We start from the raw sequence: 24864 nt of genomic DNA, 5'->3' as shown, positions 1-24864 counted from the left end.
ATCCGGGTTCCATCGATCTCACTGCCGAGGCTACGTGGGCTGTGCCGCGGCCCCCAGCAGGGCTCGGGTGAACGCATGCCGCGGCTCGGTGAGCACGCGCCCCGCCGGCCCGTCCTCGACCACCCGTCCCTCGTCCAGGACCGCGATCCGGTCGGCCAGAGCCCCGGCAGCCGCGAGCTCGTGCGTGATGAACAACAGGGTGAGCTCGGCGCGTTCCCGGAGCCGGGCGAGTACGTCGAGGATGGCGTGCCGGGTGGCGGGATCGAGGCCGGAGGTGATCTCGTCGCAGATGAGGACCCGCGGCTGCGCCAGCAGGGCCCGGGCGAGTGCGGCCCGCTGGAGTTCGCCGCCCGAGAGCCCGCCGGGGCGGCGTTCGGCGAGGCTCGCGGTCAGGCCCAGTTCCTCAAGGGTCCGTACGGCCGCCCTGCGGGCGTCGTGCCGGTCCGCCCCCCGCAGGCGCACCGCGCTGCGGGCGACCTGGTCGAGGACGGGCCGGTGTTCGTCGAAGGCGGCCTTCGCGTCCTGGAACACGTACTGTACGGCGGCCAGTTGGGCGCGGCTACGGGAGCGCAGGCTGTGTGGCAGCGGGCTCCCGTCGAGCAGGACCGTACCGTCGTACGCGGAGTGCAGCCCGGCCAGGCAGCGTCCCAGCGTGGTCTTGCCGCTGCCGGAGCGGCCTACGAGCGCCAGACACTCCCCCGCTGCGACCGAGACCTGGATATCGCTCAGCACCTCGATGGCGCCCCGCGCCGTGCGGTGCCTCGCGCTCAGGCCTTGGGCCGCAAGGCGTACCGGCCCTCGCGGGCGGGCCGCCCGTACAGCGCGGGGCGGCGGCTCCCCCACAGGGCCGGCGAGCACCGACGACGCACACCCGCGGCCCACGACCCGGCCTTCTCGCATGACCACGACCTCGTCGGCCAACTCCCGTACGACGTCTAGGTCGTGGCTGAGCAGGATGACGGCGATGCCCTGTGCGGCCACGGCTGCCAGCTCCGCCACGATGCCCTGTTTGGTGAGGACGTCCTGGCCGGTGGTGGGTTCATCGGCGACGATGACCTGCGCGCCCAGCAGCAGTGCCTGCGCCAGGACGATCCGCTGCTGCTGGCCGCCGGAGAGCTGGTGGGGGAAGCGGCGCAGTACGGCCGCTGGGTCCGGGATCTGCGCCAAGCGGAGGGCCTGCTCGACGCGCCCGCGGATCTCGCGCCGGTCGCCTCCCTGGCGGACGGCGATGTCCCGCAGCAGTGCTCCCACGCGGCGTGCCGGGTTGAGTGCGGTCGCGGGGTGCTGGGGTACGTATCCGACGGCGCCCCCTGGTGTACGTACCGTGCCTTCGACCTTGGCGCCCCGCGGGTACTCGCCAAGGAGTGCGAGGCCCGTGGTGGTCTTGCCGCTGCCGGAAGGGCCGATGAGGGCGGTGACCTTGCCTGCGTGGGCCTCGAGGCTCACGCCGTCGACGATCGCCCGCCCGCCGATCTCCACCCGGAGGCCGCGCACGTGTGCGACGAGGCTCATCGCGTCGTTCCTTTCTTCTGCAGAGCGGCGTCGAACAGCAGGTTGGTGCCCATGGACAGCGCCGCGATAAGCAGCGCCGGCACCACCACGGCCCAGGGCTGGAGGAACAGGCCCGTGCGGTTGCGGTCGACCATCACCGCCCAGTCGGCGGCGTCCGGCTGCACGCCGACGCCGAGGAAGGCGGCAGTGGCCACCAGGTACAGGGCGCCCGTCAGCCGGATGCCGGCGTCGGCGGCGAGGGTGCGGCGCATGGAGCGGGCTACGTACCCGATGGCCGTGCGCCACCAGGATTCGCCCTGCATGCGCAGGGCTTCGACGGCCGGCCGGGAGGAGATCTCGACGGCCGCCGCGTGCACGACCCGGGCGGCATCGGGTACGGCGGCCAGCCCGACCAGGACGGTCAGTCCGACGGGTCCCGGGGTGAGGGTGGCCGCGACGAGCAGCACCAGCAGGAGCGAGGGGACCGCGATGACCACGTCCAGGGGACGCATCAGTGCCTCCTCAAGCCAGGTACGGCGGGTGAGGGCCGCGGCGAGGCTCAGAGGGGTGGCGACGAGGTAGGCGAGGACGGTGGCCGCGATCGCCACGAGCACGACGGAGCGGCCGCCGAGGAGCACCTGTTGCCAGACATCCCGCCCGCTGAAGTCGGTGCCGAGCCAGTGCCCGTCGCCGGAGGCGAAGGAGACCGATCGGGGGCCGGCCGGGCCCGCCGCGAAGGGTCCGGCCAGCGCGAGGAGGACGGGCAGGACGATCAGTCCGAGTGCGAGGAGGTACCTTGTCGGCTTCTGTTTCACGCCGCTACCTCGGACCGGGGTGCGAAGCGGCGGGCGACCAGGTCGGCGGCGAGGTTGACTGCGACGGTGACGATGCCGAAGACGACGGCCATGCCCTGGACAACGGGGATGTCGCGGGCGGCGACAGCTTCGATGAGTACGGTGCCGAGACCCGGGATCACAAAGAGCGCCTCCACGACGATCACTCCGCTGAGGAGCCAGTCGCATGTGCGGGCCAGTTGCTGGGTGGCGGGGGCGAGGGCGTTGGGCAGGGCGTGCGTCCAGGTGACTCGGGCGCCGGACACTCCGTAGCGGCGGGCCTGGGCGACGTACGGCGAGGCCATCGCGTCGATCATCCCGGCGCGCACGAGGCGGCTGATGGTGCACACGGGCCGCGACAGCAGGACGACGACGGGCAGGACCAGGACGGCGGGTTCGGTGAACGGGTCGGCGCCGACGGCGGTGGGCGGCAGCCAGGCCAGCCACAGCCCGAAGAGCGTGGCGAGCAGGACCCCGACGGCGAATTCCGGTACGGCGTGCACGGCGAGGGTCAGGGCGCTCACCGTCCGGTCGAGCGGCCCGCCCTCACGACGGGCCGCCAGGACGCCCAGGCCCACGGCGAGCGGCACCAGCAGAGAGAGCGTGGCGGCGGCCAGCAGCAGGGTGGGGCCGAGTCCGGCGGTGAGGTAGCCGGTGACGGGCCGTCCGCTGACCAAGGAGGTGCCGAGGTCGCCGTGCAGGAGGCCGGAGACCCAGTCGACGAGGCGTTCGGCGGCCGGGCGGTCCAGGCCCATCGTCTCGCGGATGCGGGCGATGCGGGCGGGATCGGGCTGGTCCCCGGCGAGGGCGACGGCCGCGTCGCCGGGCAGCGCCTCGGTGAGGGCGAAGATGAACAGGACGACGGCCGCCGTCTGCCCCAGGCCGAGGAGCAGGCGGCGGCCGATCCATGACGGGTGGAGCGTCACGCGAGCCAGATCTTGTCGAAACGGGCCCAGTCGAGGGTGTTGGCGGGGGCCGTCTTCGACACTCCGCGCACCTTGGGTGCGGTGGCGATGATCCAGTCGGCGAAGCCCCAGATGAGGAAGCCGCCCTCGTCGTACAGCCGGCGCTGCATCCGCTCGTAGAGGGCGCCGCGCTGTGTGACGTCGCGGGTGGACTGGGCCTGCTGGTACAGGTCGTCGAAGTCCTTGTGCTGCCACTTGGTGGCGTTGGTGGTGGAGCCGGTCAGCAGGCGCTGCGAGATGTGGGACTCGATGGGCATGGCGCCCGAGCGGTAGGAGGCGAAGGTACCGTTGTTCAGGATGTCCTTCCAGTAGGTGTCCTTGTTGCCGACCTTGATCTCGACGGTGACTCCGGCCTTGGCGGCCTGCTCCTTGAAGATGCCGGCGGCCTCGACGAAGCCGGTGGCGGCGGGGGCGGTGTCGAGGGTGACCTTGAGCCCCTCGGCCCCGGCCTCCTTGAGCAGGGCACGGGCCTTGTCGAGGTCCTGGGTGCGCTGCGGGAGGCCGGCGGGGTAGTACTGGTAGCCCTTGCCGAACAGGTCGTTGCCGATCTCGCCCGCGCCGGAGAGGGCCCCGTCGACGAGTTCCTTGCGGTCGGCGATGAGGAAGAAGGCCTGGCGGACCCGGGGGTCGTTGAACGGCGGGCGGTCGGTCTTCATGACGAAGCCCTGCATCGCGCTGCCCGGCAGGCGGATGATGTCGATCTTGCCCTTGCCCTCGTGGGTGCGGGCTGTGGCCGGGTTCAGTTCGTGCGCGTACTCGACCTGCCCGCCGAGCAGGGCGCTGACGCGTGCCGATTCCTCGCCGGCGACGACGAATTCGAGCTCTTCCAGGTGCGGGGCGCCCTCCCAGTAGGCGTCGTTGCGCTTGACGACGAGCGAGCTGCCCGGCTTGAAGGAGACGAAGGTGAACGGCCCGGAGCCGATGGGCTTGTCGAAGGCGGTGGCGTCCTTGGGGACGATGTACGCGCCGAACGCGGCGAGGACGTTGGGGAATTCGGCGTACGGGCGCTTCAGCTTGAACTCGACGGTACCCGCGTCGACGGCGCGGCTGGCCTCCAGGTCGATGGGCTCCAGCGATGCCTTCGCGCGGAAGGTGCCCTTGGGGTCGGCGATCCTGCGGTAGCTGTAGAGGACGTCCTCAGCGGTGACGGGCCTGCCGTCGTGGAAGACGGCCTTGCGCAGGGTGATGCGCCAGGTGTCGAGGGCGTCGTTGGGCTCCCAGCGCTCGGCCAGCCTGGGGACGGCGGCGAGGTCGGCGCCGAAGTCGGCGAGCTTGTCGAAGAGGGCCTTGGCGCGGGCGGCGTCGACGAACAGGTTGGCTGCGTGCGGGTCGAGGGTCTCGTTGGCGCCGCCACCGGCGAAGGCGGCGCGCAGCTTGCCGCCGGCCTTGGGGGCTCCCTGTGCGGCGTTCTTGGCGTCCGGGGTGGTGGCGCCGGTGCCGCAGCCGGCGGTGAAGGCGAGCGCGGTGGCGCCCGTGGCGATCAGGAAGCCTCTGCGGGCGAGACTGGAGCGGGCGTCGTTCATGCGGGGGTGTCTCCGTTGCTGAGGTGGGTCATGAGCCGGGCGATGAGATGGAGGCGGTCGGAACTCGTGGTCCCGTGCGGGGCCTCCCCCTCGCTCCACGGGGGTTCGGTGCGGGGGCCGGGTCCGTCGTACAGCGCGAGGACCTCGAACCCGGCGGTGGTGAGGAAGTACCGCAGCTCCTGCGGGAAGAGGAGCCTCCACGCGGAGTGCTGCTCCTCCGGCCGGGAGCCGTCGTCGGCGGTCCAGGTCCTTCGACGGCGCAGGAGTTGTGCGCCGTGGTCGATCCACAGGGTGGTGTGGGAGGTGTACGTCGTGCCGCGCCAGGCGAAGGTGTTGGTGCGCGGGCCGTCGAGGAGCTCGGTGTCGCCGAGGAAGAAGGCCCCATTGCGCATTTCGGCGACGAGCAGGCCACCGGGGTTGAGGTGGGTGCGGCAGCGGGCGAGGAAGGCGGTGAGGTCGTCGTTGGTGTGGCAGTAGAGCAGGGCGCTGTCCATGCAGACGACGGCGTCGAAGGGGCTGCCGAGGTCGAAGTCGCGCATGTCGGCGCGGTGGTAGGCGGGGCCGGGGTGGCGGCTGCGGGCGTGCGCCAGCATGGCCTCGGAGGTGTCGATGCCGGTGACCTCGCGGCCTGCCCGGTGGTGCAGCCAGGCGGCGTCGCGGCCGGTGCCGCAGCCGACGTCGAGGACGCGGGGCCCTGCGCCGTGGCGGTCCAGGACGTCCTCGGCCCAGCGGGCCGCCAGGTGTTCCAGGTCGGGGAAGCGTTCTTCGTAGAGCTCGGGGTGGTCGGTGAGGAGGTTGCCGCTGGTCACTTGGTCTCGCTTCGAGGACGTACGTCGACACGTGGGGGCATGGGGTCCGGTACGGAGTCGGGGGGCAGCGCGCGCCGTCGGTGCAGCCGTACGACGGCCACGGCCGAGGCCAGGCCGAGGGCGAGGCAGCAGGCGTACGGCAGCCAGGTCAGGCCGGTGTGTCCGGCGGTGTCCATGGACCAGCCGATCGCCGCGCTGCCGACGGCGGCGGCGAGGCCGGACACCGCGTAGAAGAGGCCGTAATAGGTGCCGGTCAGGTTCTCGCGGCCGAAGGCGGGGATCAGCTCCATCACGAACGGCTGGGCGATCATCACGCCGAGGTGGAGGAGCAGTGCACCGGCCAGCACCAGGAGCAGGTACGCCGGGTGCGGGGCCCGGGCGCCCGAGACGAGCATCGGCGGGACGAAGCCCAGTCCCATGACCGCAAGGCCGGTGGCGATCCAGCGGGCGCGGCTTGCCCGGGCCGCGAGCCTGCGGGTGATGCGCAGCTGGAAGACCAGATTCGCGATGGTCCCCGCGAGGAAGAGCAGACCGATCGAACCGTCCCACCCCCACGCCCGCGCCACAGCGTGGGGCAGCAGCAGGTACAGCTGGTTCTGCAGGCCGTACATGCCGACCATGGCGAGGGAGAACGCCAGGAACCGGCGATTACCGGTCGCCTCCCGCCAGTCGCCGAGCACCCCCGTGTCAGGTGCGGGGACCTCGCGGGCGGGCAGCACCAGGAACTGCACGAAGGTGAGTACGGCAAACACCGCTGCCGCGCTGACGGCGGCGGCCCGGAAGTCCACGAGGAGGAGGAGACTGCCGAGCAGCGGGCCGAGCAGCGCCCCGGTGGTCGCGAAGACGTTGAACAGGGCGAAGGCCTCGGCTGTGCGCCCGCCCGCCTCCTGGGCGACGTAGGTCCGTACGGCGGGGTTGAAGAGGGCCCCCGCGAGCCCGCTGAGTATGGACGCGCCGAGCAGCAGCGGCAGCGCGTCGCCGAGGGCGAACAGGGCGAAGCCCAGGGTGCGCAGTGCACAGCCCGCGATGATCACACCGCGGGCTCCGAGCCGGTCGGCGGCCGAGCCCCCGATGAGGAACAGCCCCTGCTGGCTGAGATTGCGCAGGCCCAACACCACGCCGACGACGGCCGCCGACAGGCCGAGGTCGTCGGTCAGGTGCGTGGCGAGGTACGGGATGAGCAGATAGAAGCCGGTGTTGACGCCCAGCTGGTTGACGAGGAGCAAGCGTATGGCGAGGGGGAAGCTCCGCACCGCGGCAAGGGTTCTCACCGTACGGCCTCCACGTGGGCGCGTCTGACGCCCAGACCGGCCCGGTTCGCGGCCCGTACCGTGCCGTCGGCTCCGCCGATACCGGTCCACGGGTCGTCTGCGAGCAGCAGGTGCCCGTCGAGGTCCACCCAGCGGGCCCGATCGGCCAGGTGCACGGCGGGGGCGATGCCCAGCGAGCTGGCGGTGAGGCAGCCGAGCATCAGCTCGGTGCCGCTGCCGCGCAGGGCTTCGTGGATGCGCAGGGCTGCCCGGACCCCGCCGCATTTGGCGAGTTTGACGTTGACGCCGTGCACCCGTCCGGCCAGGGCCACGGCGTCCTCGTACGAGACCGCGTCCTCATCGGCGATGACGGGGACCGGGGATTCCTTGGCCACCCGGGCGAGGACCTCGGGGCGGCCCGGCGCGATCGGCTGTTCCACGGCGGTGACGCCGAGGTCGGCGAATCGCGGCAGCAGGTCGAGGGCCAGGCGCTCGGTCCAAGCGCCGTTGGGGTCGAGCAGCAAGGTGGCTTTGGGCGCTGCGGTGCGTACGGCCTCCACCCGGGCGAGATCGTCCGCCGGGTCGGGAGATCCGGCCTTGACTTTGAGGACGGTGAATCCGCTCACCGCGAGGCGGGCGGCCTGCGCGGCTGCCGCCACGGGCGGGGCGATGCCGATTGTACGGGCGGTCGCCACGGCGGGGGCGGCGTCCGAGCCGAGCAGCTGGTGTGCGGGCCGGCCGGCCCGCTTGCCGACGAGATCGATCAGCGCCGCTTCGATCGCCGCGAGGACGCCGGCCGGCAGCTCCGGCAGTGTCCAGGCGGCGGGTTCGCCCCATGCCGTCTCGGGGTCGGGGAGGCGTTCGATGCCCGGGCGCGAGGCGGCGAGGTGCTTGACGATCCGGCCGGTGGGCAGGCCGAGGTAGTCGCTGCTGGCGGCCTCGCCCCAGCCTCGAAGGCCGCCGTGTTCGATGGTGACCCAGACGGCGTCGCGGCGGGCCATCACCGAGCGGGAGATGCGCAGCGGCTCGGCCAGTTCCAGTTCCGTGGTGCTCCAGGTGAGCTTCACGCGGCGCCCCCTTGCGCGGGCACGGGCACCTGGAGACGGCGGGGTGCCACCGGGTCGAGGACGGTCCGGCAGCGGGCCCAGCCGACGGCCTCGACCGCCTGTGGGTGCGGGATCTCCAGCGGCCGGACGGCGAGCTCGGCCCGGTCAAGGCCGTGGACGTGGCAGAAGTCGTCGTCGTAGACGGTGGAGAGGTAGCGGTGCGGTCCGTCGGGGAAGACGGTGGCGACGACCGCGCCGGCTTCCACGCGGGCCGCCCAGGCGGAGACCAGAGCGACGGCGCCGGTACTCCAGCCGCCGCTGACGAAGCTGCCACGGGCAAGCCTGCGGCAGGCGTCGACCGCTTCGGCCGGGCCCACCCAGTGCACTTCGTCGAAAGCTCGATGGGCGACATTGCGCGGGTGGATGCTGCTGCCGAGTCCGCGCATCAGGCGGGGGCGGGCGGGCTGGCCGAAGATGGCCGAGCCGACGGAGTCGACGCCGATCACCTTCAGGCGCGGCCAGCGGCGCCGCAGCGCGCCGGCGAGTCCGGCGCTGTGCCCACCGGTGCCGACACTGCACACCAAGATGTCCAAGTGGTCCAGCTGACTGCACAGTTCGGCGGCCATGGACAGGTAGCCCGCCGCATTGTCGGGATTGTTGTACTGGTCGGGCCAGTACGCGTCCGGCATCCGGGCCAGGACCTCGCGCAGCCGGGCGATCCGGGCGGCCTGCCAGCCGCCTTCGGCCGCCGGGCATTCGACGAGCTCCAGCTGGGCTCCGTACGTGCGCAGCAACTGGCGCATGGACGGTTCGAGTTCGCTGTCGCCGACGAGGACGACCGGGTGGCCGAGGGCCTGTCCGGCGAAGGCGAGACCAATGCCCAGCGTGCCGGAGGTCGATTCCACCACGGGGGCGCCGGGGAGCAGTTCCCCGCGACGCCGGGCACCGCGCAGCATGGAGACGGCCGCCCGGGCTTTCATGCCGCCGGCGCCGAGACATTCCAGCTTCGCCCAGAAACCAGGGTGGGGGTAAGGGAGTTCGGTACGGATCCGGGTGATCGGGGTGCGGCCGACGAGCGGCAGCAGGTCAGGGTTGGCCACGGCGGCCGATGTCCGGTGCAGCAGGGGTGCGGTGGTCACCGGGTGCCTCCGTAGCGGTGGATGACTCCGGGGCCGCCGTCGAGCCAGAAGAAGGGGTACGGCTCGGCGGACACGGCGCTCACCCCGGCTCCGAGGAACCGCGGCAGGACGGCGCTGCCGGTCTGCGCGAACATGACGAGCGGTTTTCCGGTGGCGGTGGCGTGGTCGAGCAGCTGCTGGAAGGTGCCGTTGCCGAGGGTCATGCCGGAGGCGAGGATCGCGTCGCAGCGCTCCAGCTCCGCGAGGGCATCCGTGCGGACCGGCTCGCCCCATTCGGTGGTGCCGCCCTTGAGGTCGCAGGGCGTGTACGCCGTCCCGCGCTCGCGCAGCCGCTCCAGCAGGGAGTTGACGACACCCACGACGAGGAGCCGCTGGGGCCCGGCAGCGGGCAGGAGATCTACGACCGCACGGGCTCGGGCTCGGGAGCGGTATAGGGAACTGCCCGCGGGCAGCGCGTAGGGGCGGGCTCCGTGGTCGGGGGTGTGCGGGCATACGTACATCAGGTAGGCGTCGAGCGCGGCGATCCGCACAGGCAGGAGCGGATGGTCGAGCAGGTCGGCCACGGTGGCGCCGACGCATTCGTCGAGCGCCGTCGCGGGCAGCGCTCCCGGCTCCACGGCGCAGGATCCGACGGCACCGGCGAGGCGCAGGCTGAGGACCTCATTACGGTAGCCGCCGCTGCGGCCTTCGTGGCGGACCGCCTGGGCGGTGGTGAAGGCGAGTGCGATGCGCTCCTGGGCCGGGTCGGGACCGTAGCCGCCGGTGCGGACGCGTTCCATGAGCTGGTCGACCGTACGGACGGAGGACTCGTGTAGGACGGGCGCGTTCACGCGGACACCGCCGACGACGGCTCGGCCGGACACTCTTCAGCCGGACACTCTTCATACGTGGGGCGCAGGAGGGCGAGCAGCCGCTCGGCCGTCCCGCGGGCGCCGCCGCCCTCGGTGTCGGCGGTCATGATGTGCCCGAGGTACTCGTTGTTGCTGGTCGCGGCGCGTACGGTGCGGCCCGGCCCGGCGAGGGTGAGCTCCAGCACCTCCGGCTCTTCCCGGACGCTGTCCGCGCCCTCGATGCCGGTGAGGACGCCGGTGGCGTCGGGCAGCAGGAAGGCAATGGCGGCGCTGCGTACGCCGGTCGATCGCGGGGTGATGTCCGGATTGCGGCCGAGGGCCACGTCCACACACGCAGCGGCGAGGTCGACGCCTGTGACCCGGCGTACCAGCTCGGTGATCTGGTTGCCGGCCGGGCGGGGATTCACCTCGACCACTCTGGCACCCTCGGGGGTCAGCTTGATCTCGGTGTGGCAGACCACACGGTCCAGCCCGAGCGCCTTGATCGCCGCCACAGCGGTGTCGACGGCCTCCCCCTCCAGCCCCGGCTCGATGCCCGCCGGGAACATGTGACCCGTCTCGATGAACGCCGGAGCCCCGCCGATGCTCTTGTCCGTGACCCCGACCACCCGCGTGGCGCCACCGAACGAGACCGTCTCGACACTGACTTCGGGTCCGGTGAGCAGCTCCTCGAGGAGGAAGACGGGGCTGCGGTCCTGGCCCCGCGCGTTGACCGGGAACTCGGCCAGCGCCCTGCAGGCCGCCTCCAGTTCCCGCTCGTCGCGGACCTCGCGAACCAGCATCCCGGCGCACAGGTCCACGGGCTTGACCACCAGCGGATATCCGATCTCCCGGGCGGCGACCGCCGCCTGCACCCCGTCCCCGCACACCGCGAAGCGGGGGCCGGGCACTCCGGCCTCCGCCAGTACCCGGCGGGTCAGGTCCTTGCGGCACGCGGCCTCGACCGCTTTGGCAGCGGGCCCGGGCAAGCCCAGCCGCTCGGCCGTGCGCGCGACCACCGGCAGGTAGTAGTCGCACGAGGAGACCACCCCGTCGAAGCCGAGCACCGCATGCAACCGCTCCAGGTACGGCAGCAGTACGTCGATGTCATTGGTGTCGGCGGTGATGACGTTGCGCGCGGCGAGCAGGGGGTGCGGCCCGTCGGCGGGGGCGGCACGCAGGTAGTGGTGCAGGTCCCGGGTGACGAAGGTGAACTCGTGTCCGCCTTCGCGGATCGCCCTGGGCAGCAGCCTGCTCATCGACCCCACCCAGCTCTCGATAACCAGCAGATGTCCCACAGGACTTCCTCTCAGACCGCCGACACGGCTCTCGGGCATACGTACGCCGCGGACCGCCCAACAGGAGGCGTTCCGCATCGCTGAACCGGGACACTATCGGAAAGCGTTTTCATTTCCAATAGAGTGTCTCGAGGGGTAACCTGCCGCTCCGGAAGCCCGAGGTGGTGGAGTGATGGAGAATCTGATGCGGTATCAAGAACTCGGTCCGTATGTGGTGCGGCACGCCAGACCGGAGGACGTGCCCGGCGCGCGCAGCGTCATGCTCGACACGTTCTATCGGGAGTTCGACTACGGATACGTGCCCCAGTGGCACTCCGACGTCGTAGACATCGACGACACGTACCTCGCGCACCCGCGCCACACCCTCGTCGTGGCGGTACTGCACGGCGAGGTCGTAGGCACGACCGCCCTGCACTCCCGGGGCCCCGCCCACCCCCCGCACCCGCGATGGCTCACCGAGCGCTACCCGTCGGGGTGCACTGCCCAGCTGCTGCGCGTGTACGTGCGACCCGACCACCGCCGGCACGGCCTGGCACGCGCCATGGTGCAGATGGCCTGCGAGTTCGCCGCCGGGGTCCCGGGCTACGACAGCATCTACCTGCACACGAACGTGGACATCCCCGGCGCGGAGACGTTCTGGCGCAGTCTCGCGACCGAGGTCTACGACGCCCGCACGACCGGCGAGCACGGCGGCTTCGGAACGGTCCACTTCGAGATCCAGATGCCGGCAACCACTCACGCGCTCGCAGCCCCTCCAGCGGTGCACGCCTGAGGACCTCGCCGCCCATGCGCGATCAGCCCATCGACAGCGGATCAAGATCCGGGCCAGTCACCGACCAGCGCCCCACCGCCAGCCGAGATGGCACTATTCGGCTGGCCAGCGGTGATGCAAGCCGTGTACCAGCAGCAGAGGAATCTGCTGCAGTCCCTTGGCGTTCCGACAAGGGAAACGCACTGGTCACGGTCGGTGTGACAGCCGGGGTGGTCGCAGGCGGTCGCACGAGAATGAGGGTGTCGGCCTTCCCTCCGCCTCCTGGAGGCGATCCGCATGCGTACCACCGCCGACCGCGGCCGCATCTATCGCAGGTGTGGCTGCCGGGACACCCACCGTCACCGGCTCGGAGCGCACTGTCCGCATTTGCTCACCGACGGCCACCACGGGACGTGGACCTTCGCCGTCGACCTCCCCGCCCCACGCCACCACTGGACGACCGTCCGGGTCGGCGTTGAACCCGCCGGCCTCGCCCTCCTGGAACTTCCGCAGCGCGAGCTCTGCTGCATAATGGCTGCGGAACCCGCCCCTGCGGCCGCACTCATCGTGCCCAGCCTGGCCGGCTCGCTCACAGCAGTCCTTGACCAGCGCAAACTCCTCGCCGCCCGGATCGAGGAACTGCTGGAGAAGCACCCTCTTTCCAAGGTCCTGACGTCCACGCCGGGGATCGGCGTCAGGACCGGAGCCAGGATCCTCATCGACGTCGGCGACGGCAGTTCGTCCGCCGCCCACCTCGCCGCCTACGCCGGCCCCGCCCCCGCGACCCGCAGCTCAGACTCCTCGATCCGCAGCGAACAACCCTCCCGGAGAGTCGAGTAGCCGAGGGGAATCTCACCTCTCGGCTCTCACAGAACCGTGCGTAACGATCTCCCGTTACACGGCTCTTGTCGCTCTGATCATCAGACCTCCGCGGCCGCCGTGGTGAGGCGCCAATGCACGAACATGCGGGGGTATCGCTGGGCGATCTCCTGCATCTTCGAGTACGCCCTTCTTCTGGGCCGCGAGCCGCTTGTACTTGTTGCGGATCCAACGCACCAGGTAGGTGTTGACGCGCGCCAAGAACGCACCTCTCGACCGATCCTCGTCAAGGCCTCCCTGCTGATCCCCGGCTCGAACGACAGGAACGGCTTCCCGTGCCGATTCCGGTTCTTCCGGGCGCGGAACGTGTACCCAAGAAGGGTGGCGGCCGTGTGCTCGAAGGAGCGCCGGCGGTTGCCGTCCTTGCAGTAAACAATCCGGGTCTTGTCCGGGTGCAGACGCAGTCCGACCTCGACCATCCTGTTCGTGAGCGCAGCCAGCACCTGGCGGGCCTCTCGCTCAGTGACGCAGTGCGAGACCGCGTCGTCTGCGTAGCGCTCGACCCAGACGGACGGGAACTCCCGTTCCATCCACATGTCGAACGCATAGTGCAGGAACAGGTTCGCCAGAACGGGAGAGACCGGTGCCCCTTGAGGCGTCCCGCGCTCCCGCTCCACCAGGGAGCCGTCAGGCATGACGAGCGGGGCGGTAAGCCACCTCCGCACATACAAGTTCACCCAGACGACGTCAGTGTGCGCGGCCACCGCCTTGACCAGCAGGTCCCAGGGCACGCTGTCGAAGAACTTGGCGATGTCGAACTCGACCACCCAGTCCTGCCGCCAGCTGCGCTCCCGGCACTTCCCTACCGCATCCAAGGCAGACCGTCCGGGCCGATATCCGTAGCTGTCCGGGTGGAAAATGGGTTCCACCCTTCGCATGAGATGCCGGGCTACGACGGTCTGAGCTACCCGGTCGGCGACAGCGGGAATACCGAGCATCCTCGTGCCACCGCCGTTCGTCTTCGGAATGGCCACCGCTCGCACTGGAGGCGGGAAGTACGAGCCCGATGACATGCGGTTCCAGACCCTGTACAGGTTTCCCTTCAGGTCCTTCTCGAAGTAGTCGGTCAGCCGGCGTACGGCGTAGCCGCCGCACTTGCTGCACCAGTCCCAGTCGTCACGGGCCAGAAACCGCGACGGGCAGCGTACTGGAGCGGCCGGTGTCGAGGCTCCGCAAGTCGGGAACGCCATGCGCCGCAGCGAGCAGGCGCAACCCCGTGTCGCCACCGCCCGCGGCGTCGCGGGTGACGCAGAGCCCGCGGTCGCGTCTGTCACCGACGAGCGCGATAACTATGGCTACGCTGGATCTTCGGCGCGTGGGCGTTGGACCACTTGGTTCACGCATGGCGTCACAGCCGAGTCGGCGCACGGGTTGCTGACCGCTGCCCAGCTCGGGTCGATACGTCCTCGATCGCATCGCAGCGAACAGCCGTCTCGCTGCCGTCCTCGATGAGGTGGTCAAGACCGCGGCGGGGTTATGTCGGTGGAGAGCGGCGTACGAATCCTCCGGGATGCGGGATATCCCAGGGACGCTGGGCTGTGACTCCGTCGAAAGGAGCCCCCGTGAAACCGAGTAGGCGACAACCAGGTACGGCGACGTCAGCAGGCCGGCCAGGTCCGAGCCGGTGGCATGCCTTGTGGGTCACCCTGGTGGCGGGCTTCATGATCCTTCTCGATGTGACGATTGTCGCGGTCGCCCTGCCCTCGATGCAAAGGGATCTGGGCGCCTCCCCGGCCTCAGTGCAATGGGTGGTGTCCGGGTATGCGCTGACGTTCGCCCTTGCGCTGGTGCTGGCCGGACGTCTTGGCGACGCGATCGGCCGGCGCCGGATCTTCCTCGGGGCGCTCGCGGCCTTTGTCTTGTGCAGCGTCGCGGCGGGGGCGGCCCCGACGATCACCGTGCTCGTCATCGCCCGCATGGCGCAAGGAATCGCCGCCGGCTGCCTTGCTCCTCAGAATTCCGCGCTGATCCAGCAGATGTTCACCGGAGCCGAGCGTGCTCGTGCCTTTGGCTTGTTCGGCGCCATCGTCGGTATCTCCAGTGCGGTCGGTCCGATCACCGGAGGCCTCATCCTCGCCTTGGCCACCGGACCCCAGGGCTGGCGCTGGATCTTCTTCGTCAACGTTCCCATCGGTGCCGTGGCACTCGTGTTCGGCCATCGACTGCTGCCCCGCGTCGCCCCGGGCAAGAGGGGACACCTCGATCTGCCGGGTGTCGCCCTGCTTGGCTGCGGTGTCCTGGCGGTCATGCTGCCGTTGGTCCTGGCCGACGCTGGCGGCCTGCGCCGTCTGTGGTGGCTCTTCCCAGCAGGGGCAGTGCTGCTGGTCGGCTTCGGGTGGTGGGAGCGCCGAGTCGCAACGCACGGCGGCCAACCGCTGCTGGATCCACGGTTGATTACCGAAACCCGCGGCTACGCCACCGGTGCCAGCCTGGCGACGCTCTACTTCATGGGATTCAGCGGTGTGTGGATCGTGTTCGCCCTGTTCTTCCAGAACGGCCTGGGCTATTCACCGCTGCAGTCCGGACTGGCTGTGACACCGTTCGCGGTGGGCTCCGCGGGCGCGGCCGTCGTAGCCGGGCGGCTCGTGGAGCGGATGGGCAGGCTGCTGACCGTGCTCGGCCTGGTCGGCGTCATCGTCGGGCTCGCCGCAGCGGCCCTGCTGCTCAGGTTCGCCCCGCCATCAGTCGCCGTCTGGGCCGCTGTCCCCGCCCTCCTCGTGGGCGGTATCGGCAGTGGCTTCGTCATCTCCCCGAATGTGACGATGACGCTGCGGGATGTGCCAGTGCGGATGGCGGGCGCCGCAGGCGGCGCGCTGCAGACCGGACAGCGGCTGGGCGGGGCGGTGGGGACGGCCGCGCTGCCCGGCACGTACTACCTGGTACTGGCCTCAAGCAAGGACGACTACCGGCTGGCCGTGGCAGCGTCCGTCGGCGTCGGCATCGTCGCCATCTGCGCGGCGTTGGGCATCTCACTGATCGAGTGGCGTACCGGCCGAGGCACAACCGCGGCCCCGTGCCCACCCGAAGTCGCCCACAGTCACTGCCATGCCACCCACATCTGAGACTGGTCGGACCAGACCAATACGCCGACGCGCACTCACCCTGCCACTACCAGGCGCCCCCAGTTGGCCTCGATCGACGCTGCGGGCGGGCTTAGATGTATTGATCATGGTGCTTGCTCCCGTTCGCCGGTCACGACGCGGGAGGCCGGGTCCATGCGGCGTCGGAAGCCGAGAACCGATGGGTGAATGCAGCCGTGGCGACGAGCAGGAGCAGTGCCAGGCCCAGAGCCGTGGAGAGGCCGACGCGCAGAAGGAGCAGGCCACCGATGAGGGCACCGAGGAACATCGCCAGAACGGACAGGACGCGCCGCCCGGGTCGCGGTCCAGTACCGCCTGCCGCCGTGGAGTCGGCGGCGAGTCCGGTGAGAGTCAGGGTGAGGACGGTCGTGGTGAGGTCGGGGACGCCGAGGCGCCGGACGACAGCGTTCTGCACCCCCATGCCCATCGCGAGGAGCACGATGAGCACGTACTGGACACCCGAAGTCACCTTGTCGTCGGTGGCCGCAGCCACGACCACCGTCACGGCCACCAACAGCACTTGCGCCCCGAGGGCGACGGTGAGCATTCGACCGCGATGCGTGCCCAGCCAGGCGTGCAGCCGGCCTCCGGCGAACGCGCCACCGAGGAAGGCCACAAGAGCGGTGACGGAGGCGGGCGCCGAAAGCCCCTGGGCACCGGCCAGTGCGAACCCGAGGAATACGACGTTGCCGGTCATGTTGGCGACGAAAACGTGGCCGAGTCCCAGATAGCTCACCGCATCGACCAGGCCTGTCACCACCGTGAGTGTGAGCATCAGCGGCGGGAGGGGGCCATGAGGATCGTCGCGCGGCGGGACGAGCGTATGAACGGCATCAGTCAACAGTTTGCGCATGCGGTGCCTTCCTCGACGGGCCTCAGCGAATGACGGCCCGCACGCGGACTACGGCGGCGGCTTCCGCAGGTAGTCGACGGCGGCGAGGTCGTCGTGGTCGTGGCCGGCTTCGACGGTTGCTTCCAGGCGGGCCCGGACAACCTGGAGCAGCGGGCTGGGGGCGGCAGCTGCCGCGGCCAGGTCGATGTCCTTCAGGGCGAGTTGCACCGCGAATCCGGGCGCATACGAGTCGTTGTCCATGAGGCCTACTTTCTGCAACTCGTACGGCATGGCGAGCGGGCCCGCCTCAAGCACCCGGACGAACGTCGCGTGGTCGACGCCGAGAGCGTCGCACAGCGCAAGGACATCGCTCATGGCGACCGTCGAGGCAGCCATCCAGGCGTTGACCGCAAGCTTGACGGCGCTGCCCTCGGTTCCCGTCCCGACATGCAGCACGGACGAGCCAAGATCGTCGAGAACGGGTCGCGCCCGCGCGAGGGCGTCCTCGGGGCCGGCGGCCAGCCAGACAAGTTTGCCCTGCCGAGCGGGCCCGGTGCTTCCCGAAACTGGTGCGTCGAGGTAGGCGACACCGTGATCACGCGCCAGACCGGCCAGGGCGTCGGCGCTCCGTGGCCCTACCGTGCTCGCCTGCACCCAGACGGCATCTCTGTCGAGCCGGTCGATGACATCCGACATGACCTCCGCGACCGCATCGCCATCACGGAGCACAGTGATAACGGCGGAGGCGCCGGAGACCGCATCGCCCACCGCGCTCACTGCTGTGACCCCGGCAGCGCCGTCCGCCACCGCACGGGCTCTCTCCTCCGTACGGTTCCACAGCCTTACCTCGTGGCCAGTATCGCCGAGCCGCGTTGCCATCGCGGCGCCCAGTGCACCTGCTCCGAGAACAGCGACGGTGGAAGCGTGAGCCATGGAGAACCCCTTATCTCTCCCCTTACCCATCTTCCACCGCCAACCCGAGTCTTTCCTGGCAAAGGAGCGCAGCGCCTTCACAAGCAGCAAGTCGATGATCGGTCACGTACCGGCTGGGGCGACTGGAAGATCGTCACGGCACCCTGCCGCGGTCGCTCGCGCCAATGCCGACAGGCCGCCCTTGATCAGCCGCAAGTTACCGCACGCCGCGAGGACCGCACTAACTCCCAGAAGGGCCTCGAGCTCCGCCACAGCCGCGTCCTCATCTGTGGCGTGGACGGTCGTGATGCCCAGCTCGGCGGCCGGCGAAAGGTTCACAGCGTGATCGTCCACGAACACGCACCGCTCGGCGGGCAGGCCGATCCGGTCCAGGGTCAGCCGATAGATCGCCAGATCGGGTTTGGCCATGCCGACCCGCTCGGAGACGACGTGCACGTCGAACAGGTCCCAGATGCCGACGCGCTCGTACGGGTTGAACGGGTCCGGCTTGCGGGTGCCCAGGTCGACGTCGGTGTCACCGTCGCGTTTGACGATCTCCTGCACCCCGAGTTCGGGGATGGTGAACGCCCGGGCGCAGCCGCCCGAGTCCTTGCCGTGCAGCACCAATGTGGTGGGTACACCGGCCTTCGCGGTGAACTGAGTGGGGACGTAGAAGTCCGTCACGGTCAGCGTGATGATCTGTCGCCCGGATGCGTCCGTACGTACGGGGGTCTCGGGGGTCTCGGGCGGCTCCTGCGAGTCGCCGCCGCCCCCGGAACCGCTGCCGTCGCCGCCTTCGACGATGAACGGGCCGCTCGCCGAGGTCTGCCGGCCCGGTGAGGGTGGGTCGAAGGAGACCCAACCGCCTGCCTGCAGCGCGGAGAGCATGGTCCAGGCGGCGACGGTCAGCATCACGACACCGGTGAGTCCGGCCAGCTTGCCCGAGAGTGCCTGGCTGCTGTGCCGGAACAGATAGCCGAGCAGGGCGAACAGCGGTGCGGTGCCCGCCACGAATCCGGCCATGACCGCAGCCCCGGCCACCGCCGAGCCGGAGGTGATGGCGAGGAGCTCCATCGAGAGGGTCACCCCGCAGGGCACCAGGACGGTGGCGAAGCCGACCAGGGTGGGGGTGGCGACCGTGTCGGTCTTCGCGCTGCGGCGCATCAGTCGGCCGAATGACGCCGGGGGCCTGGGCAGCAGCCGGCCCACGGCCTTGACCCCGATCAGGTCCAGGCGAATAGCACCATGGTGGCCCCGGCTGCGAGCAGCAGCACCGCCTGGGTACGAGGGCTGGGCTGCAGGGCGTTGCCGAAGACGCCCAGCAGGGCGCCGAGCACGGTGTGGGAGGCGAGCTTCCCTGCGAGGAAGGCTCCGACCGACGGCAGCGGCGTAGCGGTCTCCGGCGGGGAGGTGTTCGGCTTGGCGGTCGATTTCGAGACGGGGCTGCGGCGGCGGGTCACTGCGCCGGCCAGCAAGCCCCCCCTGTACGGCTGCGCACGAGGCACCACCGGCGAGCAGACCGGTACTCGCACCGGTGATCAGCAAAGCAACGGACGACAGCATGCGTCGTTACTCCTGTTCTGCGACGACGGCACGCGCACACGGAATATCCGGGCGTGCCGAGACGGACATGAGAAGACACGGCGTCCCGCGAGGCGTTCGCCTCACGGGTGGCCGACCGTCACGTCCGTGACACGCACAACCGGTGCAGATCAGGAGGAGCCGCCGCTGGCGGCGGAGCGTTGGGCTGCGTCATCAGGAATTCGGGCGCGCAGCCCGTCGCATGCGACTCCGTCGCGAGCACGGGGACTGCCGGGCTGTGCTGGGCGAGGATGCCCTTCGGTGCCACGCACTGTTCCTGGGCCATCGGGCAGCTCGGACCGTGGTCCGGCGACTCGGCGGCGGCCGGAGCCGCAGCATGCCCACTCATCACGACGTGCGACGACATCTCCATCGGGCCCGGCATCGCCATCGCCGGACGCGCCAGCCCCGTCAGACAGGCAAAGAGCGCGCACACCAGCAGCACTCCGGACCACGTCCGGAGCGACAGGGGCAGGCATCGCGACATGCGCGCCATGCTGGGCCAAGCCGCATCGGTAGCCGCTCGGCACCCTCGGGCCCGTGCGTCAGGGCGCGGGTCAGGATCCCGCGGGGACGCTTTCAATGATCTGGCAGACGACGGCGTTCTCCCCGGTCCGCCGCTTGGCCGGCCATGGCACGCGCGGTCCGGAGGGTGGTGCGCAGGGCCTGGAGGTCGGCGATGACCGGGCCGGGGCGGGTCGCGACCTGGGGCCGCTCCACGGCGGACCGTGCCGACGCCTTCGGCTTCCATTGGAGCGGGAGCGTCAGTCCAGCAAGCACATCACCTTCGACTGGTCGGGCCCCGATTAAGGCCAGCCATTACGCAGAAGCCATAGGCAGCGGTAGTCACCGCAGGGGCCCGAGTCGTTCCTCGGACGGTGGTGCCGGCCGTGGACGGCGCGCGATGCTGGGGGCATGGACATCGAGATCCTCGTCGTACCCGACTGTCCGCACACCGAGTCGGCGGCCGAGCTGCTGCGGCAGGCTCTCGACGAAGTCGGCCTGCACAGTGCCACGGTGACCACGCGCGTGGTCACCGGCCATCTTGAGGCCGAACAGCGCGGCTTCACAGGGTCGCCGACCTTCCTGATCGACGGACGCGACCCGTTCGCCGAGGCCGGGCGCCCGGCGGGACTGGCGTGCCGGGTGTACCCGACAGCGGACGGCCGTGCCGGTCTCCCCAGCCTCGACCAGCTGCGCCAGGCGCTGACCGACCGCCGCCACGACCAGGGCCTCGCCGACGCGCAACGGCACCACTGGCAGAACACCTACTCGGCCCACCCGGGCATGTACGGCGATCAGCCCTCCACCGCTGCGGTCCACGCCGCCGCTGTCTTCCATGCGGCCGGAGCCAAGGATGTGCTGGAGCTGGGGGCCGGGCACGGCCGCGACGCCCTGCACTTCGCCCGCGAGGGCTTCACCGTGCAAGCCACCGACTTCAGCGCCACAGGCCTTCAGCAGCTACAGGAGGCCGCCCGCATCCAGGACGTCGCAGATCGAATCAGCACCGCCGTCCACGATGTCCGCGAGCCGCTGGCGCTACCGGACGCCTCGGTTGACGCGGTCTTCGCGCACATGCTGCTGTGCATGGCCCTGTCCACTCCAGAAATCCACGCCCTGGTCCACGAGGTCCACCGAGTGCTACGGCCGGGCGGAGTGTTCATCTATACCGCCCGACACACCGGCGACAGCCACTACGGCACCGGCACCCCGCACGGCGACGACATCTACGAACACGGAGGCTTCGCCGTGCACTTCTTCTCGCGCGACCTGGTCGGCGCACTGTCCGACAACTGGATCCTGAACGAAGTCCATGGCTTCGAGGAAGGCGAACTACCGCGCCGCTTGTGGCGTGTCACTCAGACCCGAACCCTGTGACCCAGTTCCTGGGCCGTTCCAGCGTGCGTACAGCCGCATTCCCAAGCTTGGGGCGCGGGTTCAATTGTCGTCATCCGCCCTCGACAGCGGTCCAGTTCAGCGACCTGTCGGTGAGGTCAGGTGCAGCAGTCGCATCCGAGCCGGCAGTCGCACCCACCAGCCTCGCTCCTCGGCGAAGCAGCCGGGGCGGGGGCGCAACAGCCCTTGCCCTGCCATGCATCACGACCTTCCTTGACCGCGACAGCGGCGATGACCAGCGCGGCGGCCGGGTCGGCCCAGGACCAGCCGAGGGCGGCATTGAGAACCAGACCGACCAGGAGGACCGCGGAGAGGTAGGTGCACAGCAGGGTCTGCTTGGAGTCGGTGACCGCGCTGGCCGAGCCGATTTCGCGACCGGCCCGGCGCTGGGCGGCGGACAGGAACGGCATCACCGCGAGCGACAGGACGGCGATGGCGATACCGGCGACAGAGCGGTCGGCCTCACCGGAACCGGCCAACGCGCCGACCGAGTCGACGGCGACATATGCGGCAAGCGCGAAGAAGGACACGGAGATGATCCGCAGCGTGACCTTCTCCCGCGCCTCGCGCACAGCGTGGTCGCGGGCGGAGAACTGCCAGGCGACCGCGGTAGCGGAGGAGACCTCGATGACGGAATCGAGGCCGAAGCCAATCAGGGCGGTGGAGGAGGCGGGCATCCCGGCGGTGATCGCGACGATCGCCTCGATGGCGTTGTAGGTGATGGTGGCTGCGACCAGCAGGCGTATTCGGCGGGCCAGCACATCACGGCGGGCCGGCGACGGACCCAGCGAAATCGAGGCCATCAGCAGCAGCCCTCCGTCTCGGGATCCAGGCACGTCTTGTCGGCCTCGATCGCGACGACGGCGCTGCGCAGGTCGTCCAGGGCGTGGCCGAGGCGTTCGTCTGCAAGTTCGTAGCGTGTGCGCCGACCGTCGGGCACGGTGACGACCAGGCCGCAGTCGCGCAGGCAGGCGAGATGGTTCGACAGCCGGGTCCGGGAGATCCCGAACTGGTCGGCCAGATCGGACGGGTACGCGGGAGCCTGGCGCAGCGCGAGCAGCAGGCGGCAGCGGATCGGATCGGCGAGCGCGCGGCCGAAACGGGCCAGCACCTCAATGTCAGGAGCGACGGTCAGCACACAACAACAGTACAAGGAATCCTGAATTCAGGAAACCGTGGATCGACGTTGCCGCAGGCCGAGTCCTCGCCTCCTGGAACCTGGTCGGCGCCGCGATCGGGGAACAGCGGCCCTGCCTGTCACGGCCGCGCCCTTGGCGCAGAGACAAGGAGAAAGCACAGGTCACAGGGGGCGCATGGGTCGTGGTGGTCGCATGTGGTCGCACGAGAATGAGGGTGTCGGCCCTTTCCTCCGCCTCCTGGAGGCGATCCGCATGCGTACCACCGCCGACCGCGGCCGCATCTACCGCAGATGTGGCTGCCGGGACACACTGCATCACCAGCTCGGAGCGCACTGCCCCCACCTGCTCACCGACGGTGACCACGGGACGTGGACCTTTGCGGTCGATGTCCCGACCCCACGCCGCCACCGGACGACCGTGCGCAGGGGCGGCTTCGACAACCACGACGCAGCCGAGACCGCACTCCGCAGATTCCTCGAGGGCGAGGCCGGCGGATTCAACGCCGACCCGAACCAGAGCGTCGACGACTACCTGAGTACCTGGCTGGCCACCAAGGCGCTCGTGCTCAAGCCGACCACCATGGCGCGTTACCGGGACTACGTCCACAACGACCTCGCGCCCGCCTTCGGCATCCTCAAGCTGGACGAGCTCGGACACCGTCACATCGCGGCCTTCGTCACCGGCGAGCTCGCCGCAGGCCGCGGCAAGACCACCCTCTACCGCTGCCTGGCCACCCTCTCCAGCGCACTCGGCGACGCGGTCCGCCAGCATCGCCTCGCCCACAATCCCGCCAGTCCCCCGGCACTTCACCGGCCACCGTCGCCCGAGCGACGGATCTGGACCGCGGACGAGGCCGTCCGCTTCCTCCAGCACTGCCATCAGGCCGATCCGGACATGGCCGACCTGTTCGAGTTCCTCATCGGCACCGGCATGCGCAAAGGAGAGACCCTCGGTCTGCACTGGGACGACGTCCACCTCGCCGAGCGTGTCCTCTATGTACGTTGCACGCTCTCCGCGATCGACAACAACCACCTCGTCATCACCAGCCCGAAGACCCGTACCAGCAGGAACTGGGTCGCCATCTCACCCCGCGTCGCCACCGCACTCCAGCACCGGGCCCGGTCCAGGGCCCGCCGCCACAGCGACCCCAGCGATCCCTTCACCGGACTCGTCTTCTGCAGACCCGACGGCCGACCCATGCGACCCCACACCGTCCTCGACCGGCTCCGGCAACTCTCCAAAGAGGCCGGTGTACCGCGGGTGACCGTTCACGACCTGCGACACCTGGCCGCCACCATCACCATCACCGCCGGCGTCCCCCTCCCCGTGGTCTCCAAGACGCTGCGGCACTCCACGCTGTCGACCACCGCCAACATCTACAGCCACCTCACCCAACAGGCAGCCCGCGAAGCCGTCGACACCATCGACCACACGCTGACCAAAGCCGAGAAGACCAGGACGTGGACAGGCCGCGCGGCGTGGCTGCGACCACCACGCGACCACATCCAGCACCTCCGCGAAGCCCTCAACCGGCTCCGCTCCCCCGCCCCGACCGCGTTCAGCACCATGGCGAACCAGCCCCGAAGCGGGCGTGCGACCACACTGCGACCACCAGCATTCCGGGCACGGAAAAGGCCGTCCTCTCATGTGTGAGAGAACGGCCTCCGACCTGCGTAAACGCTGGTCGGGACGACAGGATTTGAACCTGCGACCCCTTGACCCCCAGTCAAGTGCGCTACCAAGCTGCGCCACGTCCCGATACCCGCTGACCTGGGGTTTCCCCTGGCCGAACGCGCAGGAGAACAATACCGCACTTCGCGGGGTGGTCGCGCGCACCTGTCGCGGGCCGGGGGCGGGCTTGACCTCAAGCGGACTTGAGGTTGCACGATCAGTGCATGACACAGGCAACCGCGGACACGGGGTTCCGCTACGAGGATCTGGGCCGGCTCATCGCGCTCATGACCGGGGCCGAGAAGCACGCGCCCGCCGCTCACTCCACGCTCGACGTTTTGTGGGTGCTCTACGACCGGGTGCTGCGCGTGGAGCCCGAGGCGGCCGAGGAGGCCGGGCGGGACCGGTTCCTGCTCTCCAAGGGGCACGGGCCGATGGCGTACTACGCCGTACTCGCCGCCAAGGGGTTCTTCCCGGTGGACTGGCTGCGCGGCTTCGGATCGTACGACTCGCCCCTCGGGCACCACCCGGACCGCACGCTGATCCCCGGAGTGGAGATCGGCAGCGGTTCGCTCGGGCACGGGCTGCCGCTCGCCGTCGGCAGCGCGCTCGGGCTGCGGGCGCAGGGGCTGGACGAGCCGGCGGTGTGGGTGCTGATCGGGGACGCGGAGCTCGACGAGGGCAGCAACCACGAGGCCATCGCCTACGCCGGCGCCGCCGGGCTGGAGCGGCTGCACACCGTGGTGATCGACAACGACTCCGCGACCCACGGCTGGCGCGGCGGGATCGCCTCCCGCTTCGAGGCCGCCGGCTGGTCGGCGGTGACCGTCGACGGACGGGACCACGCGGCGCTGCACGCCGCCTTCACCACACCGCATCCGGGCCGGCCCCACGCCGTCATCGCCCGTGTCGAGAAGAAGCAGTAGAGGGGTTGGTCGT

At 70.3% G+C, this 24864-nt stretch carries 21 protein-coding genes, 1 tRNA gene and 3 pseudogenes; 6 read left to right on the top strand and 19 right to left on the bottom strand.

Going from position 1 to position 24864, the window contains the following annotated elements; all coding sequences use genetic code 11:
- Window positions 1-30 precede the first annotated feature (30 nt).
- From ACIBAD_RS18580 to ACIBAD_RS18535, 10 genes are read right to left on the bottom strand one after another with little or no spacing between them, the layout of a single operon-like run.
- Window positions 31-1512: an ABC transporter ATP-binding protein gene (locus tag ACIBAD_RS18580; protein ID WP_398907712.1), complete on the bottom strand. Its 1482-nt coding sequence runs from the start codon at window positions 1510-1512 to the stop codon at window positions 31-33.
- Window positions 1509-2306, bottom strand: coding sequence for an ABC transporter permease (locus ACIBAD_RS18575; protein WP_398907711.1), 798 nt, complete (start codon window positions 2304-2306; stop codon window positions 1509-1511). The genes ACIBAD_RS18580 and ACIBAD_RS18575 overlap by 4 nt, the downstream gene beginning before the upstream one ends.
- A complete protein-coding gene (locus ACIBAD_RS18570; protein WP_398907858.1) occupies window positions 2303-3259 on the bottom strand; it encodes an ABC transporter permease in 957 nt (318 codons plus the stop codon). The genes ACIBAD_RS18575 and ACIBAD_RS18570 overlap by 4 nt, the downstream gene beginning before the upstream one ends.
- Window positions 3247-4812 (bottom strand): ABC transporter substrate-binding protein, encoded by a 1566-nt coding sequence (locus ACIBAD_RS18565; RefSeq protein WP_398907710.1) that lies wholly within the window; start codon window positions 4810-4812, stop codon window positions 3247-3249. The genes ACIBAD_RS18570 and ACIBAD_RS18565 overlap by 13 nt, the downstream gene beginning before the upstream one ends.
- Window positions 4809-5621: a class I SAM-dependent methyltransferase gene (locus tag ACIBAD_RS18560; RefSeq protein WP_398907709.1), complete on the bottom strand. Its 813-nt coding sequence runs from the start codon at window positions 5619-5621 to the stop codon at window positions 4809-4811. The genes ACIBAD_RS18565 and ACIBAD_RS18560 overlap by 4 nt, the downstream gene beginning before the upstream one ends.
- Window positions 5618-6892: an MFS transporter gene (locus ACIBAD_RS18555; protein WP_398907708.1), complete on the bottom strand. Its 1275-nt coding sequence runs from the start codon at window positions 6890-6892 to the stop codon at window positions 5618-5620. Before ACIBAD_RS18555 ends, ACIBAD_RS18560 begins: the two co-directional genes overlap by 4 nt.
- The gene (locus tag ACIBAD_RS18550) at window positions 6889-7938 is read right to left on the bottom strand and encodes a dipeptide epimerase (protein ID WP_398907707.1); all 1050 of its coding nucleotides are present in this window, start codon (window positions 7936-7938) and stop codon (window positions 6889-6891) included. The genes ACIBAD_RS18555 and ACIBAD_RS18550 overlap by 4 nt, the downstream gene beginning before the upstream one ends.
- Window positions 7935-9056, bottom strand: coding sequence for a PLP-dependent cysteine synthase family protein (locus ACIBAD_RS18545; RefSeq protein WP_398907706.1), 1122 nt, complete (start codon window positions 9054-9056; stop codon window positions 7935-7937). The genes ACIBAD_RS18550 and ACIBAD_RS18545 overlap by 4 nt, the downstream gene beginning before the upstream one ends.
- A complete protein-coding gene (locus tag ACIBAD_RS18540; RefSeq protein WP_398907857.1) occupies window positions 9053-9835 on the bottom strand; it encodes a Rossmann-like domain-containing protein in 783 nt (260 codons plus the stop codon). The genes ACIBAD_RS18545 and ACIBAD_RS18540 overlap by 4 nt, the downstream gene beginning before the upstream one ends.
- 47 nt (window positions 9836-9882) lie before the next feature.
- Window positions 9883-11184 (bottom strand): ATP-grasp domain-containing protein, encoded by a 1302-nt coding sequence (locus ACIBAD_RS18535; RefSeq protein WP_398907705.1) that lies wholly within the window; start codon window positions 11182-11184, stop codon window positions 9883-9885.
- 184 nt (window positions 11185-11368) lie between these two features.
- Between ACIBAD_RS18535 and ACIBAD_RS18530 the strand changes: the two genes are divergently transcribed.
- Both ACIBAD_RS18530 and ACIBAD_RS18525 read left to right on the top strand, forming a co-directional pair.
- Window positions 11369-11956, top strand: a complete 588-nt coding sequence (locus ACIBAD_RS18530; protein ID WP_398907704.1) for a GNAT family N-acetyltransferase — start codon at window positions 11369-11371, stop codon at window positions 11954-11956.
- Between the two features lie 531 nt (window positions 11957-12487).
- A pseudogene (locus ACIBAD_RS18525) lies at window positions 12488-12763 on the top strand (transposase); the annotation flags it as partial.
- 92 nt (window positions 12764-12855) lie between these two features.
- Here ACIBAD_RS18525 and ltrA read toward each other — a convergent pair.
- Window positions 12856-14004 carry a group II intron reverse transcriptase/maturase gene (gene ltrA, locus ACIBAD_RS18520; RefSeq protein WP_398907703.1) on the bottom strand — a complete coding sequence of 383 codons (1149 nt, stop codon included), beginning with the start codon at window positions 14002-14004 and terminating at the stop codon, window positions 12856-12858.
- A gap of 372 nt (window positions 14005-14376) precedes the next feature.
- Here ltrA and ACIBAD_RS18515 point away from each other — a divergent pair, with 372 nt between their 5' ends.
- The gene (locus ACIBAD_RS18515; RefSeq protein WP_398907702.1) at window positions 14377-15876 is read left to right on the top strand and encodes an MFS transporter; all 1500 of its coding nucleotides are present in this window, start codon (window positions 14377-14379) and stop codon (window positions 15874-15876) included.
- 130 nt (window positions 15877-16006) lie between these two features.
- Here ACIBAD_RS18515 and ACIBAD_RS18510 read toward each other — a convergent pair whose 3' ends face one another.
- From ACIBAD_RS18510 to ACIBAD_RS18490, 5 genes and pseudogenes are all read right to left on the bottom strand, one after another.
- Window positions 16007-16747: a YoaK family protein gene (locus tag ACIBAD_RS18510; protein ID WP_398907701.1), complete on the bottom strand. Its 741-nt coding sequence runs from the start codon at window positions 16745-16747 to the stop codon at window positions 16007-16009.
- A gap of 48 nt (window positions 16748-16795) precedes the next feature.
- The gene (locus ACIBAD_RS18505; protein ID WP_398907855.1) at window positions 16796-17740 is read right to left on the bottom strand and encodes an NAD(P)-dependent oxidoreductase; all 945 of its coding nucleotides are present in this window, start codon (window positions 17738-17740) and stop codon (window positions 16796-16798) included.
- Window positions 17741-17761: 21 nt separating this feature from the next.
- Window positions 17762-18142 (bottom strand): annotated as a pseudogene (locus ACIBAD_RS18500) (HAD-IA family hydrolase); the annotation flags it as partial.
- 402 nt (window positions 18143-18544) lie between these two features.
- Window positions 18545-18847: pseudogene (locus ACIBAD_RS18495) on the bottom strand (sulfite exporter TauE/SafE family protein); the annotation flags it as partial.
- A gap of 14 nt (window positions 18848-18861) precedes the next feature.
- Window positions 18862-19113, bottom strand: a complete 252-nt coding sequence (locus ACIBAD_RS18490; protein WP_398907700.1) for a hypothetical protein — start codon at window positions 19111-19113, stop codon at window positions 18862-18864.
- A gap of 1021 nt (window positions 19114-20134) precedes the next feature.
- On the opposite strand from ACIBAD_RS18490, the gene ACIBAD_RS18485 reads away from it, so the two are divergent.
- Window positions 20135-21097: a class I SAM-dependent methyltransferase gene (locus ACIBAD_RS18485; protein ID WP_398907699.1), complete on the top strand. Its 963-nt coding sequence runs from the start codon at window positions 20135-20137 to the stop codon at window positions 21095-21097.
- A 116-nt stretch (window positions 21098-21213) separates the two neighbouring features.
- On the opposite strand, the gene ACIBAD_RS18480 is transcribed toward ACIBAD_RS18485, so the two are convergent.
- Together ACIBAD_RS18480 and ACIBAD_RS18475 are read right to left on the bottom strand one after the other, a co-directional pair.
- Window positions 21214-21918: a cation transporter gene (locus tag ACIBAD_RS18480; RefSeq protein ID WP_398907698.1), complete on the bottom strand. Its 705-nt coding sequence runs from the start codon at window positions 21916-21918 to the stop codon at window positions 21214-21216.
- On the bottom strand, window positions 21918-22253 hold the full coding sequence (locus ACIBAD_RS18475; protein ID WP_398907697.1) for an ArsR/SmtB family transcription factor: 336 nt from the start codon (window positions 22251-22253) through the stop codon (window positions 21918-21920). The genes ACIBAD_RS18480 and ACIBAD_RS18475 overlap by 1 nt, the downstream gene beginning before the upstream one ends.
- Window positions 22254-22506: 253 nt before the next feature.
- Between ACIBAD_RS18475 and xerC the strand changes: the two genes are divergently transcribed.
- Window positions 22507-23907 (top strand): tyrosine recombinase XerC, encoded by a 1401-nt coding sequence (xerC, locus tag ACIBAD_RS18470; protein ID WP_398907696.1) that lies wholly within the window; start codon window positions 22507-22509, stop codon window positions 23905-23907.
- Window positions 23908-23935: 28 nt separating this feature from the next.
- On the opposite strand, the gene ACIBAD_RS18465 is transcribed toward xerC, so the two are convergent.
- Window positions 23936-24012 (bottom strand) — tRNA-Pro (locus tag ACIBAD_RS18465).
- Window positions 24013-24149: 137 nt separating this feature from the next.
- Between ACIBAD_RS18465 and ACIBAD_RS18460 the strand changes: the two genes are divergently transcribed.
- A complete protein-coding gene (locus ACIBAD_RS18460) occupies window positions 24150-24851 on the top strand; it encodes a transketolase (RefSeq protein ID WP_134069743.1) in 702 nt (233 codons plus the stop codon).
- The last annotated feature ends 13 nt before the right edge of the window (window positions 24852-24864 follow it).

Source organism: Streptomyces sp. NPDC051109, assembly GCF_044455885.1.
GTDB lineage: Bacteria > Actinomycetota > Actinomycetes > Streptomycetales > Streptomycetaceae > Streptomyces.
The sequence above is the reverse complement of the archived record's forward strand: the minus strand, read 5'-3'. Positions and strand labels throughout refer to the sequence as shown.